General features: G+C 57.7%; 15 protein-coding genes. 6 read left to right on the forward strand and 9 right to left on the reverse strand.

The annotated features are described in order from the left end of the window. Window positions 1-18 precede the first annotated feature (18 nt). From Q9R35_RS11750 to Q9R35_RS11765, 4 genes are all read right to left on the reverse strand, one after another. Entirely contained in the window at window positions 19-2820 is a 2802-nt protein-coding gene (locus tag Q9R35_RS11750; protein WP_311219891.1) for an autotransporter domain-containing protein, read from the reverse strand. A gap of 418 nt (window positions 2821-3238) precedes the next feature. Then, window positions 3239-3733: a pyridoxamine 5'-phosphate oxidase family protein gene (locus Q9R35_RS11755; protein ID WP_311219892.1), complete on the reverse strand. Its 495-nt coding sequence runs from the start codon at window positions 3731-3733 to the stop codon at window positions 3239-3241. Window positions 3734-4036: 303 nt separating this feature from the next. After that, window positions 4037-7978 carry an FAD/FMN-binding oxidoreductase gene (locus tag Q9R35_RS11760; RefSeq protein ID WP_311219893.1) on the reverse strand — a complete coding sequence of 1314 codons (3942 nt, stop codon included), beginning with the start codon at window positions 7976-7978 and terminating at the stop codon, window positions 4037-4039. A gap of 146 nt (window positions 7979-8124) precedes the next feature. After that, entirely contained in the window at window positions 8125-8667 is a 543-nt protein-coding gene (locus tag Q9R35_RS11765; RefSeq protein WP_042486671.1) for a YqaA family protein, read from the reverse strand. 150 nt (window positions 8668-8817) lie between these two features. On the opposite strand from Q9R35_RS11765, the gene ilvA reads away from it, so the two are divergent. After that, entirely contained in the window at window positions 8818-10326 is a 1509-nt protein-coding gene (gene ilvA, locus Q9R35_RS11770) for a threonine ammonia-lyase, biosynthetic (protein ID WP_311219894.1), read from the forward strand. Between the two features lie 277 nt (window positions 10327-10603). Here the strand turns inward: ilvA and Q9R35_RS11775 are convergent, their stop codons facing one another. The 5 genes from Q9R35_RS11775 to phoB form a co-directional block, all read right to left on the reverse strand. After that, a complete protein-coding gene (locus Q9R35_RS11775) occupies window positions 10604-11617 on the reverse strand; it encodes a biotin-dependent carboxyltransferase family protein (protein ID WP_311219895.1) in 1014 nt (337 codons plus the stop codon). Continuing rightward, window positions 11614-12312: a 5-oxoprolinase subunit PxpB gene (pxpB, locus tag Q9R35_RS11780; protein ID WP_063691554.1), complete on the reverse strand. Its 699-nt coding sequence runs from the start codon at window positions 12310-12312 to the stop codon at window positions 11614-11616. Before pxpB ends, Q9R35_RS11775 begins: the two co-directional genes overlap by 4 nt. Window positions 12313-12314: 2 nt before the next feature. Then, on the reverse strand, window positions 12315-12746 hold the full coding sequence (locus tag Q9R35_RS11785) for a VOC family protein (RefSeq protein WP_022983640.1): 432 nt from the start codon (window positions 12744-12746) through the stop codon (window positions 12315-12317). Window positions 12747-12826: 80 nt separating this feature from the next. Beyond that, window positions 12827-14125, reverse strand: a complete 1299-nt coding sequence (gene phoR, locus Q9R35_RS11790) for a phosphate regulon sensor histidine kinase PhoR (RefSeq protein ID WP_045929596.1) — start codon at window positions 14123-14125, stop codon at window positions 12827-12829. 4 nt (window positions 14126-14129) lie between these two features. After that, window positions 14130-14840: a phosphate regulon transcriptional regulator PhoB gene (phoB, locus tag Q9R35_RS11795; RefSeq protein ID WP_042486659.1), complete on the reverse strand. Its 711-nt coding sequence runs from the start codon at window positions 14838-14840 to the stop codon at window positions 14130-14132. A gap of 259 nt (window positions 14841-15099) precedes the next feature. Between phoB and ubiE the strand changes: the two genes are divergently transcribed. The 5 genes from ubiE (at window position 15100) to Q9R35_RS11820 (ending at window position 20490) form a co-directional block, all read left to right on the forward strand. Next, window positions 15100-15870, forward strand: a complete 771-nt coding sequence (gene ubiE, locus Q9R35_RS11800) for a bifunctional demethylmenaquinone methyltransferase/2-methoxy-6-polyprenyl-1,4-benzoquinol methylase UbiE (RefSeq protein ID WP_042486915.1) — start codon at window positions 15100-15102, stop codon at window positions 15868-15870. A gap of 213 nt (window positions 15871-16083) precedes the next feature. After that, a complete protein-coding gene (locus Q9R35_RS11805) occupies window positions 16084-17076 on the forward strand; it encodes a Tim44-like domain-containing protein (RefSeq protein ID WP_311219896.1) in 993 nt (330 codons plus the stop codon). 181 nt (window positions 17077-17257) lie between these two features. Further along, window positions 17258-17887: an SCP2 sterol-binding domain-containing protein gene (locus Q9R35_RS11810; protein ID WP_311219897.1), complete on the forward strand. Its 630-nt coding sequence runs from the start codon at window positions 17258-17260 to the stop codon at window positions 17885-17887. Between the two features lie 2 nt (window positions 17888-17889). Next, window positions 17890-19446 (forward strand): ubiquinone biosynthesis regulatory protein kinase UbiB, encoded by a 1557-nt coding sequence (gene ubiB / locus Q9R35_RS11815; RefSeq protein ID WP_311219898.1) that lies wholly within the window; start codon window positions 17890-17892, stop codon window positions 19444-19446. A gap of 174 nt (window positions 19447-19620) precedes the next feature. After that, window positions 19621-20490: a ferritin gene (locus Q9R35_RS11820; RefSeq protein ID WP_026484472.1), complete on the forward strand. Its 870-nt coding sequence runs from the start codon at window positions 19621-19623 to the stop codon at window positions 20488-20490. Window position 20491: the final 1 nt, after the last annotated feature.

A 20491-nucleotide genomic window follows, 5' to 3' on the forward strand; every position in this document is an offset into this window, starting at 1 on the left:
CCGCCTCGGGGCCTTAAATCAGAAACGCACCTTCATGAACAGAGAGCCCGCATGATCCTGATTACGACCAAACTGTCCCTGGTAGTTCAGACCGAAGGAGGTGCTTTTGCCGGCTTTCAGCTCGGCGCCCAGCTCGGCGACAGCAGCATTCTTGGCGATAGGCGCGCCGCTTACGCGGAAGCTGCTGCCGGGCAAAGCCGCAAAGGCCAGTTCACGCTCGGGTGTGGTGTCACCTAGGGCGTGACGCCAGCCCAAACCGGCGCTCAGGGACAAGGTGGTTTTGGACAGGTCCAGTTCCGTGGTGCCGCGCAGACCCAATGTGACGGTACTCAGGTTCTGGCGTTGCGAGTCGCCACGCAAGTCGGCTTGGCCACCCGATTCACTGAAGGAGCCGTGGCGTAGTTGGTGCCAATTGACGCTGGCATAAGGCTCTACGCTGGAGCGTGGGCTGACTGGCATGCGGTAACCCAGTTGGGCAAAGGCCTGAATGCTGTGCGCCTTGTAGTCCGCTTTTAGTGTTTCGTATTGGTGAACAGAGATGGAGCGCTCGCTGTCCAGGCTGTGGCGTGTGTAAGCACCACCAGCCAGCAGGTTCAGACTGCCCGAGCCCATTTCCCAAGCCTGCGTCCCGTACAGGGCTGCGCTGTAGCTATTGCTGCGCGAGGTCTGACGGCGATCATCCAGCTTGATGCGGTTTTCCAGATAGCCCAGAGAGGCGCCCATGCGCCAGCCTTGTTCGCCGATAGCCGTATCGCCACCCAGGAACAGGCCGCCTACTTTGTGGCGTACATCCTGGCTATTGTCGTCACCGTCCAGATCTCGTTGTTGATGGATCACTTCAGCCCACAGGACGGTCTCTTTGCCGGTTGTATTACGTGCGCTTGAGGCTTGTTTGCCCAAGGTGCGCGGCAGCAGGTCGCCATTGCTGAGCAGCGCCGAGGTGGTGCCGGCATGGATCTGACCTTGTAGCTGCTCCATGTAGCCTGCCACGCTGCCGGATTGTGCATTGAGCACCGTGTCATACAGTTCAGCCATAGCGGCTGGCGGTTGGTCCGAGCCGGTATCCAAGGCATTGGCCACGGCTTTCTGGTTACTTGTATTGGCAAACGCAGCGAACGGCGTGTCATTGCGTTTGATCATCAAGGACAGGCTGGGGCCGTAGAGCAGCGTTGGCGACAAGAAGGCCATGTCGTACGTAATGTGGCTGTACTGACCTGTCACCCCATTGGCTGCGTCCATGAAGGAATAGGCCACGTTCTGGCGGAAGGGGCCACCAGCCAGTTTCAGGGTGCCGTCGATATGGGCTGCACCGCCAACCACCAGACGATCGGTCGCACCTGCGGGGCCGACTTCCAGTTCATGCACCGAACCGGCATGGGCGGTATAGTCGCCGCTGACGGTCAGGGTGCCAACTGAGTTGCCTGGAGCCAGGGTGCCGTAGTTATCGACTTGTGCGACCGTACCGGAACCACCCAGCGTTCCCTCACGCTCGACGGTTACGGCAGAGGCCAGCGTGCCATTGACGGCCAGACGACCTCCGCTGACGGTGGTGTCACCGGTATAGCTGTTATTGCCCGTCAGCTCCAAAGAGCCGGAACCGCGCTTGTGCAAGCCTCCGATACCGCTGATGTCATTGGCGAAGGTGGAGTGGTAGCCCAGCGTGTCTACATCGAACAGGCGGGTAAATTGCGCTGGCCCTTGTACGGCCTTGCCCACATTCATCAGACCCCAGCCGTAAATGCTGGGGTCGCCCAGAGGGGTTGCGGTAGTCAGCAGGGTTTGCTGCAAATGGTAAGCGGTGAAATAGGGGAAAGCCTCCTTCACCAAAGCCGCTCCACCCGCGACATGCGGGGAGGCCATAGAGGTGCCGCTAAAAGCGATATAGCCACCCGAGGAATTGACTGAATTGATTCCGGGCTTGTCGTCCCCCCCTGGGGCGGCCAGACACCACTCGGCTGCCACGCCGCATTTGTTCGCATAGGAGGCTAAAGATCCATCCTCGCCCAGAGCCGTTACCGCCAGCCAATTATCTTTTAGCTCAGGAAACCAGTAGGGAGAGCCAGCCAGCAGGTCAGGGTGGTCCTGCGATTCATTGCCGGTGGCAAATACCATCAGGGAGCCTGCATCTACGCTGTTGTGAAAAGCCTCGATAGCCAGTGGCTGCCAATCCAGCACGCCTTCGGGTGAGCCGTAGTCCACGACATTACAGGGTGGTGGGGAGCTGGCATTGTTGCAACCATTGACTCCCAGGCTGCTGTTGATGATGGGCAGCTTGAACTGGGCCAAATAGTTCCAACCTTGTGAGGCAACGCGATCAAAGGCGGCGGCCGCTTCACGTGGGTCTGGTTCATAAGGATCATTGCCAAGTATGTCGTCGTCCTCATCCGCGCCGTCGTAAGCGACGGCAAAAAGCTGACTGTTGAACGCGACACCATGCATGCCAACGCCATCACGACGTGCGCCCATAATGCCCGCAACGTGGCTGCCGTGACCTGATGGAGGGTCAGAGTCGATGCCTTGGCCATTGGCGTAGGGGGTATTGGTGTTGAAATCAAAGCCACCCGCAATGGCACCGGCAAATTCGGGATGATTGCCTGCAATGCCGGAGTCCAGATAGCCGACCGTGACGCCTTTGCCGGTAAAACCCAGCGAATAGGCTTGGGCGGCGTTGATCATGTCCAGGCCAGGCTGACGTTTGTATTCTTTAGTCCGCCATTGTTGCAGCGAGCTATCTGGTTCCGCGTGGGCGGTGCCAGGCAAAACCAGGCTCAATAAGGCCATTTGCACCAGCACATAGGTGCTGCGTCTCTTGTTCGACATCTCTTCCTCTCCAGGGTGTTTTTCTATGCGTGGCGGCAACTCGTTGTGAGGTCGTGTTGTCGGGTCCATGCGTGCTATTTAACGTCGTATCTGTTGAATCTTATAGCGGTCAAATTTACGTTTTGTCATGTTTAGCGTTTGAAACATGCGAAAACGTGCGACTGAGTCGGGGAGCCTGGATAGAGAGTGGCGATTCTTCTTGTGAACAAGGCGTTTAATTGATGATCTGGTTTCTGTGTCTGAAAACCAGTTAGTGATGATTTTGTTGCACGGGTTGCAACATTTGGGATGTTGACTGGAGCCTGGAAGGGGTGAAGGTACCCCTGTTTGCTGCTGTTTTAAGGTGTTTTAACGTGGTGATGACCGGAGCGGGATTTCAGCGCTTCCAAGGGTGGCTGTGATTTCAAACCCAGGGACCTTAATTGGCCACAGGCTCTGCCAGCAAGGTGCGTACCAGTTCTGGTTTCAATGTTCGTGCCGCCGCAAAGCCGGCAATATGGCGCACCCTGACCAGATCCAGGGCGAAGAAATGGAAGTCGGTAAAGCTGCTTAGAAGTTCCATGTCGGGAAAGCGGGCAGTATAGGCTTGTTTGGCCTGTTCCCAGTCGGGCTGCCCGCGTTCCAGTTTGCGGGCCTGCATTTGAAAGGTGACACGGGGCAGATCATGAACAGCATCCTGGCCGTGCTCGCTTTGGCTGATCATCAGGCTGGCGTCGGGGCGTTGCAGCAAATAACGGGTATGGGCCGCCATTTCGCTGATGTGGATGATGATGCTGGCTTGCTCGGGGCAAATTGCAAAAGGAACGCGGGAAACCACCGGCAAGCCCTGATTGCTGAATGTACCCAAAGACGCAGTGCGTTCGCTGCGGAGCAGAGCTTGCAGGCTGATTAGCAATGGATCATCAACAGACATAAAACCCCTATTCTGAAAAAGCTTCCATACTGCGTTTTGGGCTACATGTGCCTCGAGGGGGCGTTGCTTGGGTTGCCCCGTAGAAAAGTGCTCAACGTGGCACCTTCGCATAGCTGCCATCCGAAGAGTACCCTTGAGAATAGCCCAGCCAGGAAAAAGTCCCTCATGCTGCGCCTTCGGTTTGCGGCTCCCCGAGGGGCGCTTCTACCTTGGAATCGGCCCAGCGGTAAAAAATACTCACACACCACGTATAAAACAGGCCGACATAAAGCAGGCCTGTTCAGGGGGAGTGATGCGCGTGGTTTACACCAGAACGCGCTCAATACCACCATCGTTGGCGCGGCGTACGTAGTCCGCCATCCAGTTTTCACCCAGCATGTGCTTGGCCATTTCCACCACGATGTAGTCCGCATCCATCTTGGTTTCGTCCTCGTAACGGGACAAACCTTGCAGGCAGGACGGACAGGAGGTCAGCACTTTGACTTCGCCCTGGAAGCCATCGGCGCGGACGGCATCCTGGTTCTTCTGCAGTTCTTCGTGCTTGCGGAAACGGATTTGCGTGGAGATATCCGGACGCGACACAGCCAGCGTGCCCGACTCACCACAGCAACGGTCTGCCTTGATGGTGCTGTCGCCCACCAGGGATTTGACCGTTTTCATGGGGTCTTGCAGCTTCATGGGGCTGTGGCAAGGGTCGTGGTACATGTAGCGCACGCCTTGCACATCTTCCAGTTTCAAGCCTTTTTCCAGCAGGTATTCGTGGATGTCGATCAGGCGGCAACCGGGGAAGATCTTGTCGAACTCATAGCCTGCCAACTGGTCGTAACAGGTACCACAGCTGACTACCACGGTTTTGATGTCCAGGTAGTTCAAGGTGGTGGCCATGCGGTGGAACAGCACACGGTTGTCGGTGATGATCTTCTCGGCCTTGTCGCTTTGACCGCTGCCGCGCTGCGGGTAGCCACAGCACAGGTAGCCAGGAGGCAGAACCGTCTGTACGCCTACATGCCAGAGCATGGCCTGGGTTGCCAGACCCACTTGCGAGAACAAGCGCTCCGAACCACAGCCGGGGAAGTAGAACACGGCTTCTGAATCCACCGAGGTGGCTTCCGGGTTGCGGATGATAGGTACGTAATCCGAGTTCTCGATATCCAGCAATTTACGGGCAGTCTGCTTGGGCAGGCCGCCGGGCATCTTGCGGTTGATGAAGTGGATGACCTGTTCACGGATCGGAGCCTTGCCAATCGTGGCGGGCGGGGCGCTGACCTGTTTGCGGGCGGGAGCCGCCAGCAGATTGTGTACAGCACGCTGGGCTTTGTAGCCCACTTCGATCATGGCGGTACGAGTGGCCTTGATAACGCGTGGGTCCTTGGCGTTCAGGAAGAACATGGCCGCTGCCGAACCCGGGTTAAAGGACTTCTTGCCCATGCGTTTTAACAAGGAACGCATTTCCATGGACACATCACCAAAGTCGATATCCACCGGACAGGGGTTGTAGCACTTGTGGCACAGGGTGCAGTGGTCGCCCACATCTTCAAACTCTTCCCAGTGCTTCAGGCTGATCCCGCGACGCGTTTGCTCTTCGTACAGGAAGGCTTCGATCAGCAAAGAGGTGGCCAGAATCTTGTTGCGGGGCGAGTACAGCAGGTTGGCGCGTGGCACGTGGGTGGCACAGACCGGTTTGCACTTGCCGCAACGCAAGCAATCCTTGATGGCGTGGGAGATGGAGCCGATTTCGCTGCGCTGCATGATCAGCGATTCGTGGCCCAGCAGGTTGAAGCTGGGGGTCCAGGCGCGGCTCAAATCCGCACCGGGCATCAGCTTGCCGGCGTTGAAGTGGTTGTTCGGGTCCACTTCGCGTTTGTAGTTCTGGAAGGGATCCAGCTCTTCTTGCGTCAGGAACTCGTATTTGGTCAAACCAATACCGTGCTCACCGGAGATCACACCGTCCAGACCACGCGCGATTTGCATGATGCGGGCTACGGTGACATTGGCCTGCTGCAGCATGCCGTAGTCGTCCGAGTTCACGGGGATGTTGGTGTGTACGTTACCGTCACCGGCGTGCATGTGCAAAGCCACAAATACACGGCTTTTCAGCACGCGGTCGTGAATGGCTTGCAGTTCGGTCAGTACGGCCGCGCAGTCGGCACCCGGGAAAATATGTTCCAGGTTTTCACGAATCTCGCTCTTCCAGGAGGTGCGAATCGTGTGATCCTGCAACAGCTGGAAAATCGAGGTATTTGGGTCTTCTTGCAGGCGGGCGTCGATAGCGGCGCTGTCCAGCGGCACGCCAATCTCGGCCAGATCAGCCTGCGAGTCTTTCAGAGGCTTGTCCAGATTGTCCTGCAGCCACTGCCAGCGCTGGCGTACCGAGCGCACGATTTGCAGAGCGTCGTGACGGCGCTCGTCCAGGATCTCTTCGCGAGTGTGCTCGGCGTCGCTGTGGTCTTCGATCTTGCCGACGGGCAGATCGCCTTGCAGGAAGTCTTCCAGTTCACGGGTCAAGCGCAGCTTGTTGTCCGTGGACAGTTCGATATTGATGCGTTCAATTTCTTCGGTGTACTCACCCATGCGGCGCAGGGGAATCACCACGTCTTCGTTGATCTTGAAGGCGTTGGTGTGGCGGGCAATGGCGGCAGTACGGGAACGGTCGGCCCAGAACTTCTTGCGGGCTTCGGCGCTGACGGCCACAAAGCCTTCACCGGAGCGGCCATTGGCCAGACGCACCACTTCCGAAGCGGCTGTTGCCACGGCATCGGGATCATCGCCCACGATGTCACCAATCAGGACCATCTTGGGCAGGCCGTCGCGCTTGCTCTTGGTGGCATAGCCCACAGCGCGCAGATAGCGTTCGTCCAAATGCTCCAGACCCGCCAGAATCGCGCCGATGCGCTTGCCTTCGCCGTTCAGGTAGTCAATGACTTCCACAATGGAGGGCACGGCCTGTTTGGCCTGGCCGAAAAACTCCATACAGACGGTGCGCGTATGCGCCGGCATGCGGTGCAGCACCCAGCGGGCCTGCGTGATCAGGCCATCACAGCCTTCTTTTTGGATACCGGGCAGGCCAGCCAGGAATTTGTCGGTAACGTCTTTACCCAGACCTTCCTTGCGAAAGCGCCGGCCCTCAATGTGCAGGGTCTCGCTGCGCAGCAGCTGGGCACCGGGAGCGTAACGGCCATCAAACCATTTGACTTCAAAGTGGGCCATTTCCACGTCGTGGATCTTGCCCATATTGTGTTCAAGACGGGTCACTTCCAGCCAGTTGCCCTGGGCATCCACCATGCGCCACCAGGCGAGGTTGTCCAGTGCGGTGCCCCACAGAACGGCTTTCTTGCCGCCTGCGTTCATGGCGATATTGCCGCCCACACAGGAGGCGTCCGCCGAGGTCGGGTCTACCGCAAAAACAGCACCGGCTGCTTCAGCGGCATCGGCCACACGACGGGTTACCACGCCAGCACCGGTCAGGATGGTGGTGACGGGCTCGCTCATGCCGGGCAGCGTGCTTTGTTCGGGTTTGCCAATGGCGTCCAGCTTTTCGGTATTGATGACTACCGAGCGCCAGCTAAGCGGAATCGCACCCCCGGTATAGCCGGTACCACCTCCACGCGGGATGATGGTCAGCTTCAGTTCGATACAGGCACGGACCAGCGCGGCCATCTCGTTTTCGTGATCGGGGGTGAGCACGACAAAGGGATATTCCACACGCCAGTCGGTGGCGTCAGTCACGTGCGAGACGCGCGACAGACCATCAAACTTGATGTTGTCCTTGGCCGTCAGGCGCGACAGGGAGCGCACGATTTTCTGGCGCAGTTCGCGGGTATCGGTAAATTCTTGCTCAAACGCAGCCACAGCGCCACGGGCTGCGTGCAACAGACGCAGAACCTTGGCATCGCGCTCGGGCACAGCGCTGTCACGGCGCTGGTCGATTTCATTCAGGCGATGGTTCAAGGCTTCGATCAGTTGATGCTGACGCTTGGGATTGTCCAGCAGATCGTCCTGCAAATAAGGGTTGCGTTTGACGACCCAGATATCACCCAGCACTTCAAACAGCATGCGTGCAGAGCGGCCGGTGCGGCGTTCGGAGCGTAGCTCGGACAGCTTTTCCCAGGCTTCTTCACCCAGCAGTCGCAGGATGATTTCCCTGTCCGAGTAAGAGGTGTAGTTGTAGGGGATTTCACGCAGGCGCGGCGTGTCGTTGTTGCGTGCCTGGGCAGCCAGGTGCTTGCTTGCAATGGGGGCGTTCATGGCGATAGTTGGCAAGGCCCGTCAAGGGCGGCTCAGCGAGGAGCAGATAGGCAAAAGACAAGTGTATACGAATCGTAGCCGGGCTGCCCCCTTACTACAGGGCCAAGTCAGGGTTAAGGGGGCGTTTGCGGCCAGTTTGCTGCAAATTACCAACCCAATTTGGGGAAAATCCACAGCAGACCCGCGGTCATGGTGATATAGCGCGCCAGTTTCCCCACCGCCATGTAAAACAGGCTGGGCCAAAATGGCAGGCGTAGCCAACCGGCGACGGCACACAGGGGATCACCTACAACCGGCAGCCAGGACAAGAGCAGAGCGGGTGGCCCCATGCGGGTCAGCCAGCGTTGTCCCAGCTCGTGCCAGCGGCCAGCGGCCTTGTTCTTGGGGCGTGCCCCATCTTCTGTCTGTTGCGGGTGCTTTTCGCGCCAGGCTTCGTAGGCTTTTTCGGCTGCCAGACCGGTGGCATAGCTGATAGCGCCGCCCGCTGTATTGCCCACGGTGGCTACCAGTACAGCAGGCCAGAACATGTCCGGGGCCAGGTTGATATAGGCGAATACCGCCGGTTCCGACCCCAAGGGCAGGAGAGTAGCCGAGACCAGACTGACGATGAAAATGGCGCTTAAACCGATTTCGGGCAGAGACAGAGTGGTCAAGAGCCACGAAATAAGATCGGAGATCCAGGCTTGCATAAGTAAAGTGGGCGGGTTTTGTAGGGAATAATGGACGCCAGTTAGGGCATCCGCCTATGGTATTCTGTTTTTCTTTCCCGGTGAGCGGTCTCAGGCAGGGGCCTGCGACTGGCCTTGGTGGCAAAACCGGTTGTTGATTAAAGCTGAGTCATGTCGAACGATTACCTAAAGCGCATTCTGACCTCGAAAGTGTACGATGTAGCCATCGAAACACCACTTGAACCCGCTCCCCAGGTATCGGCACGAATTAGTAACACGGTCCTGCTCAAGCGCGAAGACTATCAACCTGTTTTTAGCTTCAAGCTGCGCGGTGCCTATAACAAGATGGCCAATCTGTCGGCCGCAGAATTAAAACGGGGTGTACTGGCGGCTTCGGCTGGCAACCACGCGCAAGGCGTGGCCATGGCAGCACGCAAGCTGGGTTGCCGTGCCGTTATCGTGATGCCAACCACCACTCCTCAAGTGAAAATTGACGGTGTCCGCAATCTGGGCGGCGAAGTGGTCTTGGTGGGCGAGAGCTATTCGGACTCCTATCAGCACGCTCTGGAATTGCAAAAGAACGAAGGCCTGACCTTTGTGCATCCCTTTGACGATCCTGATGTGATCGCCGGGCAGGGCACGGTGGCCATGGAGATTCTGCAGCAGCACCCCGGCCCGATTGAAGCGGTCTTTGTCGCGATTGGCGGTGGTGGTCTGGCAGCGGGCGTGGCCACATACATCAAGTCCTTGCGTCCTGAAATCAAAGTGATCGGCGTACAGACCGAAGATTCCTGTGCCATGGTGCGCAGTATCAAGGCCGGTCGTCGTGTGAATTTGTCGGATGTGGGCCTGTTCTCCGACGGTACTGCCGTCAAGCAGGTGGGCTCTGAAACTTTCCGTCTGGTGCGTCAGTATGTGGATGATTTTGTCATCGTGGATACGGATGCGATTTGTGCGGCTATCAAAGATGTGTTCCAGGACTCGCGTAGCGTGCTGGAACCAGCGGGTGCCCTGGCTTTGGCCGGTGCCAAGCGCTACGCTGCTCAAAACAAGCTCAAGAACAAGACGCTGATCGCGGTCACGTCTGGCGCGAACATGAATTTTGACCGTATGCGCATGGTGGCAGACCGTGCGGATGTGGGGCAGGCTCGTGAAGCCTTGTTTGCCTTGATGATCCCCGAGGCGAAAGGCAGCTTCCGCCGCCTGTGCGATGCCCTGGGCACCCGCTCGGTGACGGAGTTCAACTACCGCATGTCCAACCCTGAAAAGGCGCACGTCTTTGTGGGTATGTCGATTTCCTCGGAAGCGGAGATCGAAAAGCTGGAAGAGCGTTTCGTGAAGAAAGGTTTTGGCACCTTGAATCTGACGGGCAACGAGTTGGCCAAGACCCATGTGCGTCATATGGTGGGTGGGGTGTCCAGCCAGGCCACGGACGAAGTTCTGCTGCGTTTCGAGTTTCCAGAGCGCCCCGGTGCTCTGCGTAAATTCCTGTCCAGCATGAACCAGGACTGGAATATCAGCCTGTTCCACTACCGTAATCAGGGGGATGACTACGGTCGCATCCTGATCGGTATCCAGGTGCCGCCTTCGGACAAGAAAGAGTTCAAGGCTTTCCTGGGCAATCTGGGCTACCCGCATTGGGACGAGACAGACAACCCGGCTTACAAGCTGTTCCTGTAAGTCAGACGGGTGGTGCAAGGCATTCGCTGCCTTGCGCCAGACCAAATGAAAACACCTCGCCCGTAAGGGCGAGGTGTTTTTTATTGGGCTTGAATGTGATGGCTGTCGTTGGAGCCGTATTGAGCCTGGGAGCAAAGAGCGGTGGGGTCTGTTCCTGGGTTCGTCAGGGGGATTGGCCCAAGCCGCCTATCTCCGTGCGAGCGAATGGCTAGTTAGGGCATGCGAATGTGGGACAGCGTCAGAAGCTCTGCCTGTACGGGCGCTGCCTGAATAGAATTTATGCCACACACTGTTTTAAAGCCTGCCGCAACGGCTCCAGACTGTCATTCAGGCGCACAAAGGCTTGTTCCTGACGAGCGGACAGCGCATAAGCCTGCTCTGCGCTCACCACTTCAAAGCCCAGACTCTGACCTGGCAGGCGTTGTGCTACTTGAGCCAGATCCACGCTGGAGACTTGTCCAATGCGCGGATAGCCTCCTGTGGTTTGTCGATCCGCCATCAGCACAATGGGCTGGCCATCGTTGGGAACTTGAATCGTTCCAAAGCAGGTGGGGGCGGACAGCAGTTCTTTTGGCGTTTTGCGCTGCAGGGGCTGGCCTTCCAGGCGATAACCCATTCGTTCTGAGGCCGGGCTGATGCGATAGCTTTGGTTTTGAAACAGTTCCAGTGATTCGTCGGTAAACAAATCGGCTTGATCCAGCATGACACGCAAGCGATCCCGTGGAGCCAGGGCCAGTGCCGCCGGCATGTAAATCCGTAGCTCATCCAGCACGTCTTGCAGCTTGTCTAGCGCCGCCTCCTGATTGGGGAGGGGTTGAGCCAGCTGAATCTGATCGCCCTTTTTCAAGGCGCGGCCTTCAAAACCACCCAGGCCAACGCGCATATGAGTGCTTTGGCTACCCAGCAAGGATTCGACCTGAAAACCGCCGTAGACAGACAGGTAGCTGCGGGCACCTTGGCCGGGTTTGGCGGACTGCATGGTCAGTGTCTGTCCGGCACGCGCCAGAGTAGGGCGCAAAACTGCCACGGGCAGACCGTCCAGGCTGGCATTCATATCCGCGCCCGTCAGGACAAACAGGGTGGGTTCGTCAAAACGCAGGCTTGGGCCTTGTACAGTAATTTCCAGGCTGGCCAGATCTCGCTCGGCGGTATTGCCCGCCAGCAAATGGGCCAGTCGGTGGGCACGTTCATCCATGGCACCGCTGGGTGAAACCCCCAGGTGCTGGTGTCCATAACGGCCTCGATCTTGCAGGCTGCTCATCATGCCTGGCTTGAGGATATGTACCGTCATGCGGGAGTCCAGTGATCAAACTGCTCGTGGGGCAGGGGCACAAAGCGCACCTGGTCGCCAGGGGCGAGCAGGGCCGCGGGCGAGCGCCGGGCGTCGAACAAATTAACTGGCGAGCGGCCAATCAAATGCCAACCGCCGGGAGATTCGTTGGGGTAAATAATGGTTTGCTGGTTGGCAATGGCCACCGAGCCTTTGGGCAAGACGGTGCGAGGAGTGGCTCGACGCGGCACATTCAACTGCTCGGGCAAGATGCCCACATAGGGGGCGCCGGGCGCAAAGCCCACCATGAATACCAGCTGCACCTGGCTGCTGTGCAGTTCAATAACTTGTTCCTGGCTCAGTCCTAACTGCTCGGCAATGGCAGGCAGGTCGGGGCCGAAGGGGCCGCCATAGCAGACGGGAATATCCACCAGAGCACCAGGGGCAGCCTGATCCTGGCTGGCATCCAGTTCGGCCAGTGCTTGGTGAACATAGTCGTGCAAACGGGCGAGCTGGTCGCTGCTGCCATCCGGGTAGAAGTGGATAGCGACTGCGGTAAAGCTGGGGACCAGATCACGGACACAGGCGGGTGCGTGGTCGCGCAGCAAGCGTGCGGCGCGGGTACAGCGCAAGCCGGTGTCCAGAGAAAGCTCACCGCTGAACTGCACTAGCAGACAGCGGTCGCCTTGCTCGGTAAGTAGCCAGGTTTTGTGCATCTTTATTTGGCGAAAAGGGAATCCAGGCTGTTGAAGGCTTTGAATTCCAGGGCATTGCCCGAAGGGTCCATGAAGAACATGGTGGCCTGTTCGCCAGGCTCGCCCTTGAAACGGATGTAGGGTTCGATGACGAATTTGGTGCCAGCGGCAACCAGCTTGTCAGCCAGTGTTTGCCAGGTGGGCATGTCCAGCACGACGCCAAAGTGGCGCACGGGCACGTTATGGGCATCCACCGCACTGGTGGCATTGCTGCCGCATTCCGAAGGGGCCAGGTGGGCCACGATCTGGTGGCCGTAGAAGTTGAAGTCAATCCATTGGTCAGAGGATCGGCCTTCGGGACAGCCCAGTGTCTGTCCGTAGAACTGGCGTGCAACGGCCAGATCATGGACCGGAAAAGCCAGGTGGAAAGGGCGCAGCTCGTTGGTATGGGACATGCTTGGCTCCTGTGCGGCATAAGGCCGCCAACGTGGTCTTCAGAGCCGTTTATTGTAGGGCCAATATGGCCCCACATGTTCTAGCTGTCCTGGAGTCGAACCCGGCTCTTGGGGAAACGCAACATAAACACGCTGCCCACGCCCAGACGGCTCTGGATCTGCAGGTCGGCGTTATGTCGCACGATAATGTGTTTGGTGATGGCCAGGCCCAGGCCGGTGCCGCCCGTGGAGCGGGAGCGTCCCTTGTCCACGCGATAAAAGCGTTCGGTCAGACGGGGAATATCCTGGGCGGCAATACCGATGCCCGTGTCCTGAACGGAGTAGCAGGCCTCGCCATTGTCATTCAGGTACCAGCGCACGGTGATGGTGCCGTCCTTGGGGGTGTAGCGCACGGCATTGGTAATCAGATTGGAGACAGCCGAGCTCAGTTCGGTTTCCATGCCCTGAATGGCAATGCGCGGGTCCAGATCCGTGACAAAGCTGTGCTGGCCGCCGGAAATGGCCTCGCCTTGTTTCAGCGCGCTTTCGATCAATTGGCTGACCTGCACGGTTTCCCCCTCTACTGTGGGCGAAGATTCCAGCGTGGACAGGGTCAGCAAGTCGGCCACAATCGACTGCATGTGGCGGGTCTGCTCCAACATCATTTGCTCGTAGCGCTGACGCTGTTCCAAAGGCAGGCTTTCGGGAGGCATGTCTTGCAGGGTTTCCAGAAAACCCAGCAATACGGTCAAGGGAGTGCGCAGTTCATGAGACACATTGGCCACAAAGTCCTTGCGGGTGGTCTCCAGCATTTCAACCTGGGTGACATCACGTGTCACGATCAGGAACTGGCCTAGGCCATAGGGGGTTAACTGCAGCAACAAGGAGCGTTCACGTCCATCTTTGCTCAGGTGCAGCAGCAAAGGGCCGTCCCATTGGGGCTGGCGGGCGTAACGGGAAAACTCGGGTTCGCGCAGGATATTGAAGATGCTGTGATGGCGGTCCGTCGCCAGATTCAAGCCTATGTGTTCACAGGCGGTCTGGTTGCACCATTGCAGCTCCATGTCCCCATTCAGGGTGATGGCACCGTCGGGCAGGGCCTCGGCGGCCATCATGATGCCGTCTACGTAACGATTCAGGTCCTGAATTTCCTGCCGGTCGCGGCGCAATTGGCGATAGATGGGAGCCAGGATGGCGTCCCAGGGGCCGACAGCGGGCGGTGGGGGATCGTTCAGGTTGCGGGTCCAGCGCTCAACGCGGGACAACTGCAAGGTGCTGATGACAACCAGCATCAACAGGCCGCCACAAAACAAGGCCAGGCCGATGAATGGCCCGAGCCACCAGCCAATCAGGCTGCCCAACAGGGCCCAGATAACAATAGACGTGAATATGCTGAACATGGGATCAGGCGCTTGGAGCCTTTTCCAGTGGGGAAAGGGCAAAACGATAGCCCGAGCCACGAATCGTTTCAATATGTTTGTCGTGTCCGCTAGGCTCCAGCGCCTTGCGCAAGCGACGAATATGGACGTCTACCGTGCGTTCTTCCACAAAGACGTGATCACCCCAGACCTGATCCAGCAATTGGGAGCGGGTAAATACGCGCTCGGTGTGTGTCATGAAGAAATGCAGCAGACGGAACTCGGTAGGCCCAATGGTCAGCGCCATGCCCTGGCTGGACAAGCGGTGCGTGCTGGGGTCCAGCTGAAGGTTGCCAATAGAGATCACGTCATCGGTCAGTTGGGGGGCGCGGCGACGCAGTACAGCCTTGATGCGGGCAATCAGTTCTTTGGGCGAGAAAGGCTTGGTGATGTAATCGTCCGCGCCAGCTTCCAGGCCATCGACCTTGTCCTGCTCCGAGCCTTTGGCGGTCAGCATGATGACCGGGATATGGCGGGTACGTTCGTCCGAGCGCAACTTGCGGGCCAGATTGATGCCCGAGGAGCCAGGCAGCATCCAGTCCACCAAAATCAAATCAGGCAGTTCCGCGCGAATGAGGATCTGGGCTTGTTCGGCATCGAAGGCGCGCAGCACTTTATGGCCGGCAAAAGACAGATTGACAGAGATCAGTTCCTGGATCGCAGGCTCATCTTCCACGACTAATATGCTTGTACTCATTGTTAGCTTCAGACTGGTCCGATAAAAAATAAAAGATGGTCAGGCAGGCTGTCTGCATGGTGCCTGGGCGCCAGGCCCGCTGATGTCAGCAGGCGGCTCAAGGGCATGGCAGGAGGCGCTGATTCATCCCTGACTGCACGTAATAGCGCCATCATATGGCGTTAATGTTTCAGGTTTGTGAATGTGCAAAAAAGGGCAGCGCTTAGCCAGCGGGATTTTCGTTTCTGTACCGGGAAATCTGCGTTACGATTATGCCATTATGGAAAAACAGCGTCCCCAACACTCCTCCGCCCAGAACGCCGATACGCACTTTGGCTTTCAAACTGTCGCCGAAAGCGAAAAAGCGGGCAAAGTTGCCCAGGTTTTTCATTCGGTGGCTAACAACTACGACATTATGAATGATCTGATGTCGGGCGGCCTGCACCGTATCTGGAAAGCCTTCACCATCGGTCGAGCGGCTGTGCGTCCTGGCATGAAAGTGCTGGATATTGCGGCGGGAACGGGCGATTTGACCAAGACCTTTGCCCGTCAGGCCGGTGCGGACGGCGAAGTCTGGCATACCGATATCAATAGCTCCATGCTGCGCGTGGGGCGTGATCGTTTGCAGGACAAGGGCATCATCACGCCCGTTGCGGTCTGTGATGCCGAGCACCTGCCATTTCCTGACGGCTATTTTGATCGCGTCTCGGTGGCCTTTGGTTTGCGCAACATGACGCACAAGGACCGTGCGCTGGCTGAAATGAAGCGGGTGTTGCGTCCGGGCGGCAAATTGCTGGTGCTGGAGTTTTCCCGCGTGGCCAAGCCTCTGCAGGCCCCTTATGACTGGTATTCCTTCAATATCCTGCCCCGTATTGGCAAGTTTGTTGCCAAGGACGAGGAAAGCTACCGCTATCTGGCTGAATCCATTCGCATGCACCCCGATCAGGAAACCCTGGCCGACATGATGCGTGAAGTGGGCCTGGAGCGCGTGCAATATTTCAATCTGACAGCCGGCGTGGCCGCGCTGCATGAAGGCATCCGCCTGGATTGATGCCGGGCGCTCCCCCTCTATATACAGCGGCACCTTCAGGTGCCGTTCGTTTTTGGTCTGTAATTAACGGTAAAAAAAACATGGTGCATGAGAACTTGTCATGTTAATGTTCAGCTTATCGTAAGTTTTCTTGAATAATCGACTGGGATGGCATGGCCGGGGGCTTCAAAACCCTGTGTGTTAACCGCTTGTTCTGGTCAGGAGTTTGTGACTATGTCTGGACGGCTTTCTCGTTATTTCATGGCCGCTGTATTGGCTTTTAGCACCGGCGCCTTGCTGACCGTTTCTTATGATGCGGAAGCACGACGCATGGGTGGTGGCTCCAGTTTTGGCCGCCAATCCTCCAACATCACCAGCAATCGCTCGGCAGCGACGCCTCCTGCTGCAGCGAATAACACCACTCGTTCGGCAGCTCCTGCTGCGGGCGCTGCTGCTGCCGGTACTGCCGCTGCGGGTACTGCTGCCAAGTCGGGCATGTCCCGCTTCCTGGGCCCGATCGCCGGTATTGCCGCCGGTCTGGGTATTGCCGCCTTGCTGTCCAGCATGGGTCTGGGCGGTGCTTTCCTGGAAATGATGTCCAGCCTCTTGTTGATCGGTCTGGTTATCTTCGCTGTTCTGTTTATTGTGCGTCGTTTCCGTGGTTCGGCTGCTCGCCCAGCCATGCAACAGGCCGGTGGTCAGTCCATGATGCGCAATGCCGATCCGGCTCCTAGCCCATGGCAACAGCCTCAGGCCGCGCCAGCACCTATGCCTGCTGCCGCTCCTGCTGCTCAGCCCGCTGCTGCTGCCGCTGTTCCAGCGCCGCCAGTCGACGAAAGCTGGTTCATTCCTGGTGATTTCGATACACCTACTTTCCTGGCCAATGCCAAGACCCAGTTCGTGGAAATCCAGAAGCTGTGGGACAAGGGCGACGTAGAACAACTGCGTACCTTCCTGACCGACGACCTGCTCAAGGAAGCCGCTCCTCAAATCGCTCAGCGCCAAGGCGAGAACGTGACTCAAGTGGTACTGCTCAATGCAGAGCTGCTGGGTATCGAGAAAGTAGCCGACGGTCACCTGGCCAGCGTGCGCTACTCCGGCATGCTGCGTGAAGAAGCGGGTGCAGAGGCCTTCCGCTTTGAAGAAGTCTGGAATCTGTTCAAGGCTGACGGCGCTGGCTGGTTGCTGGCTGGCATTCAGCAGATCCCGGTTGACCCCAACGCTTAATGCGTATCTAGACAGACAGCCGCCTCTTTAACAAGGCGGCTGTTCTGTTATGAGCACCTCTCGTTTCTCTGTGATCCCATCTGCCCGTGTTCCTTTAGCCCCTTGCATCCGGCCATGTCTGTGTCGGGTTAAACTGGCTGTTTTAATTGGACTGGTTTACTCGCCCCGGCAGTAGACTTGCATGGACATGCTTGGTATCCCTTCATTCCTAGAACCTGGCGCCGTGGGCGTGCGTTTGCTCAATGCCTTGCTTGATCGTGAGGATTGGGCGCGTGAGCGTTTGCGCAGTTATGCGGGTAAAACCGTCTCGCTGATTGTGGGCCGTTTGCAACTGGTCTACACCATCAGTTCTCAGGGAAAGCTGGAGCAGGGCCATCCTGCCGTGGTGCCGGATGTCACGCTGACGCTGCCCCAGGACAAGCTGCCCGAGTTGCCACAAATCCTGCAAGACGGCGATTTCAGCCGTGTAGCGCAATTAATGCATGTACAAGGCGAGGCGGGTCTGGCCAATCTGGTATCGGATCTGGCGGCCAATCTGCGTTGGGATGCCGAGCATGATCTGGCCAAGATCGTCGGTGATGTCATGGCAGTGCGCCTGTTCAGCGGTGCGCGTCGGGCTTTTTCCGGCCTGCGTGACCTGGGACGGCGTCTGGCAGGCAATGCCAGCGAATACCTGACTGAAGAAAGTGCCTTGCTGGTGACGCGGCCCGAGCTTGAGCGGCTGCGCGAGCAATCGACAATTCTGGCTCAACGCCTGGACGAACTGGACCAGCGCTTGAATCGTCTTGATGCGCGTCGGCGGGAGTCCTGAGCATGTTCTCCTTGTGTCGTTTGCTGACTATTTTGCTGGTTGTATTCCGTTATCGCCTGGACGAGCTGGTGCTATCGAGCATCCGCTATCCCTGGGCGTCCCGCATGTTGCGCGTCGTGCGCCTGGGCCGCAAACCCAAGTTGCCACGCGGTGTGCGTTTGCGTTTGGCCCTGGAAAGTCTGGGCCCTATTTTCGTCAAGTTCGGTCAGGTGCTCTCCACGCGCCGGGATCTGATCCCGCTGGATATCGCCGAACAACTGGCCTTGTTGCAGGATCGTGTGCCCCCATTCCCTTCCGAGGTGGCAGAAGCGACGATTCTGAAGGCTTTGGGTGCATCGCCGTACGAATTGTTCAAGAAGTTCGATCGCGAACCTATTGCTTCGGCTTCGATTGCTCAGGTTCACTTTGCCGAGCTGCATAATGGTCGCGAAGTAGCCGTGAAGGTGTTGCGTCCCGGCATGCGCGAGGTCATCCATAAAGACCTGCGCCTGATGCGTGTTCTGGCTGCGTTCATGGAACGCCTGGGCCCCGATGCCCGCCGCCTGAAACCGCGCGAGGTGGTGGCCGAGTTCGACAAGTACCTGAACGACGAGCTGGACCTGATACGCGAAGCCTCCAATTGCAGCCAGTTGCGCCGCAACTTCACCAAAGATGTAGAGCGTACGCAACTGCTGATCGTACCCGAAGTGCATTGGGACTATTGCGCCTCGACCGTGTTCACCATGGATCGCATGAAGGGCATTCCGGTTAACCAGATTGACCGTTTGCGTGCTGCCAATGTGGATTTGAAGGATCTTGCCCGCAAAGGGGTGGAGATTTTCTTTACCCAGGTATTTACCGACGGTTTTTTCCACGCCGACATGCACCCCGGCAATATTTATGTCTCGGACGCACCCGAAACCTTGGGCCGCTACATCGCCCTGGACTTTGGCATTGTGGGTTCGCTGTCCGAGTTCGACAAAAATTATCTGGCACAGAACTTTCTGGCTTTCTTCCGGCGCGATTACCGCCGGGTGGCTCAATTGCATATTGAGTCTGGCTGGGTGCCACCTGAAACCCGCGAAGAGGAGCTGGAAGGCTCGGTACGCGCGGTATGTGAACCGTATTTTGACCGGCCCTTGTCCGAGATCTCCCTGGGGCAAGTGCTGTTGCGCCTGTTCCAGACTTCGCGCCGGTTCAATGTAGAAATTCAGCCGCAGCTGGTGCTGCTGCAGAAAACCCTTCTGAATGTGGAAGGGATGGGGCGGGACCTGGATCCGGAGCTGGATCTGTGGGATACCGCCAAACCGTATCTGGAAAAGTGGATGTACCAGCGTATTGGTCCATCGGGCTTTTACTCGCGTTTGAAACAGGAAGCCGGGCAGTGGGCCCAGATCATGCCGCAGCTTCCGCGTCTGGTTTATTCCAGCTTGAATAGACCGGAGACAGGGCAGGCGTTGAACCAGGAACTTAAGCTGTTGCGCCAGTCGCAGCAGCAGACCAACCGATTGCTGACGGCCTTGTGCGCGGTATTGGCGGTTGCGGTCGGTGTGGCCATCTGGGCTTTGGTGGGGCGATAAGTGTGATCTCTCCGCAACGCGTCAGTTTTTTTGTGGCTGACATATTTCTGATAACTGCAGGTTCTACGATAGACGCAGGTCCGCCAGCTGATTGCTAAGCTGGCGCTTTCCGGCGCCTTCCGGACGGTAAATGGCCGCCCTCAAGGAACCGCTTGATTCTTTTTAGGAATCGTTATGCTTTACCATGACTTATTTAAATCCATGGAAGCGGTGCGCTGGAATTTCGCGCATGACATACCGTGGGATGACTTTGATGGCAGCAAGCTCACTGACGAGCAAGCCTATACCATCAAGATGAACGCCATTACCGAGTGGGCAGCCTTGCCTGCTACCGAAATGTTCCTGCGTGACAATAAAGATGACAGCGATTTTTGCGCCTTTATGTCCGTATGGTTCTTTGAAGAACAAAAGCACTCGCTGGTTCTGATCGAATACCTGCGCCGTTTCCGCCCCGAGCTGATGCCTACCGAAGAAGAACTGCACAAAGTGCGCTTTGACTTCGATCCGGCCCCAGCCATGGAAACGCTGATGCTGCACTTTTGCGGCGAAGTGCGTCTGAACCACTGGTACCGCCGTGCTGCCGACTGGCATACCGAGCCGGTGATCAAGGCTATCTACAAGATCGTGGCTCAGGACGAGGCTCGTCATGCTGGCGCTTACCTGCGCTACATGAAGCGCGCTCTGGTGCACAAGGGCCAGGAATTTGGCCTGCAAGCTCGTCTGGCTTTCTCCAAGATTGGTGTTCTGATGGCTTCGGCTCACCGCACCGCTCAGGCGCTGCACCCCACCAACTTGCACGTGAACAAAGCCATGTTCCCGGAAGATACCGTGCAGTCCAAGCTGCCCTCGCCCGGCTGGCTGGAAAACTGGCTGGATACGCAGATTCGCTTCGACAAGGAATGGGAGCACAAGGTCAGCTCGCGCATCTTGCACAATATGTCGCTGCTGATGGGCAGCTCCTTTGAAACCGTGCAGGAATTGAACCGCTACCGCAAGGATCTGGCCCGTCAGGTCGGCTCCGATTCGACTCTGGTACAGGCTTGAT

The organism is Alcaligenes sp. AB3 (assembly GCF_031844565.1).
Lineage (GTDB): Bacteria > Pseudomonadota > Gammaproteobacteria > Burkholderiales > Burkholderiaceae_B > Alcaligenes > Alcaligenes faecalis.

What these genes read in the sequence shown, in the direction of transcription:
- Q9R35_RS11750 (WP_311219891.1), bottom strand. Translation starts at nt 2,820, where the DNA reads ATGTCGAACAAGAGACGCAGCACCTATGTGCTGGTGCAAATGGCCTTA.
- Q9R35_RS11755 (WP_311219892.1), bottom strand. Translation starts at nt 3,733, where the DNA reads ATGTCTGTTGATGATCCATTGCTAATCAGCCTGCAAGCTCTGCTCCGC.
- Q9R35_RS11760 (WP_311219893.1), bottom strand. Translation starts at nt 7,978, where the DNA reads ATGAACGCCCCCATTGCAAGCAAGCACCTGGCTGCCCAGGCACGCAAC.
- Q9R35_RS11765 (WP_042486671.1), bottom strand. Translation starts at nt 8,667, where the DNA reads ATGCAAGCCTGGATCTCCGATCTTATTTCGTGGCTCTTGACCACTCTG.
- ilvA (WP_311219894.1), top strand. Translation starts at nt 8,818, where the DNA reads ATGTCGAACGATTACCTAAAGCGCATTCTGACCTCGAAAGTGTACGAT.
- Q9R35_RS11775 (WP_311219895.1), bottom strand. Translation starts at nt 11,617, where the DNA reads ATGACGGTACATATCCTCAAGCCAGGCATGATGAGCAGCCTGCAAGAT.
- pxpB (WP_063691554.1), bottom strand. Translation starts at nt 12,312, where the DNA reads ATGCACAAAACCTGGCTACTTACCGAGCAAGGCGACCGCTGTCTGCTA.
- Q9R35_RS11785 (WP_022983640.1), bottom strand. Translation starts at nt 12,746, where the DNA reads ATGTCCCATACCAACGAGCTGCGCCCTTTCCACCTGGCTTTTCCGGTC.
- phoR (WP_045929596.1), bottom strand. Translation starts at nt 14,125, where the DNA reads ATGTTCAGCATATTCACGTCTATTGTTATCTGGGCCCTGTTGGGCAGC.
- phoB (WP_042486659.1), bottom strand. Translation starts at nt 14,840, where the DNA reads ATGAGTACAAGCATATTAGTCGTGGAAGATGAGCCTGCGATCCAGGAA.
- ubiE (WP_042486915.1), top strand. Translation starts at nt 15,100, where the DNA reads ATGGAAAAACAGCGTCCCCAACACTCCTCCGCCCAGAACGCCGATACG.
- Q9R35_RS11805 (WP_311219896.1), top strand. Translation starts at nt 16,084, where the DNA reads ATGTCTGGACGGCTTTCTCGTTATTTCATGGCCGCTGTATTGGCTTTT.
- Q9R35_RS11810 (WP_311219897.1), top strand. Translation starts at nt 17,258, where the DNA reads ATGGACATGCTTGGTATCCCTTCATTCCTAGAACCTGGCGCCGTGGGC.
- ubiB (WP_311219898.1), top strand. Translation starts at nt 17,890, where the DNA reads ATGTTCTCCTTGTGTCGTTTGCTGACTATTTTGCTGGTTGTATTCCGT.
- Q9R35_RS11820 (WP_026484472.1), top strand. Translation starts at nt 19,621, where the DNA reads ATGCTTTACCATGACTTATTTAAATCCATGGAAGCGGTGCGCTGGAAT.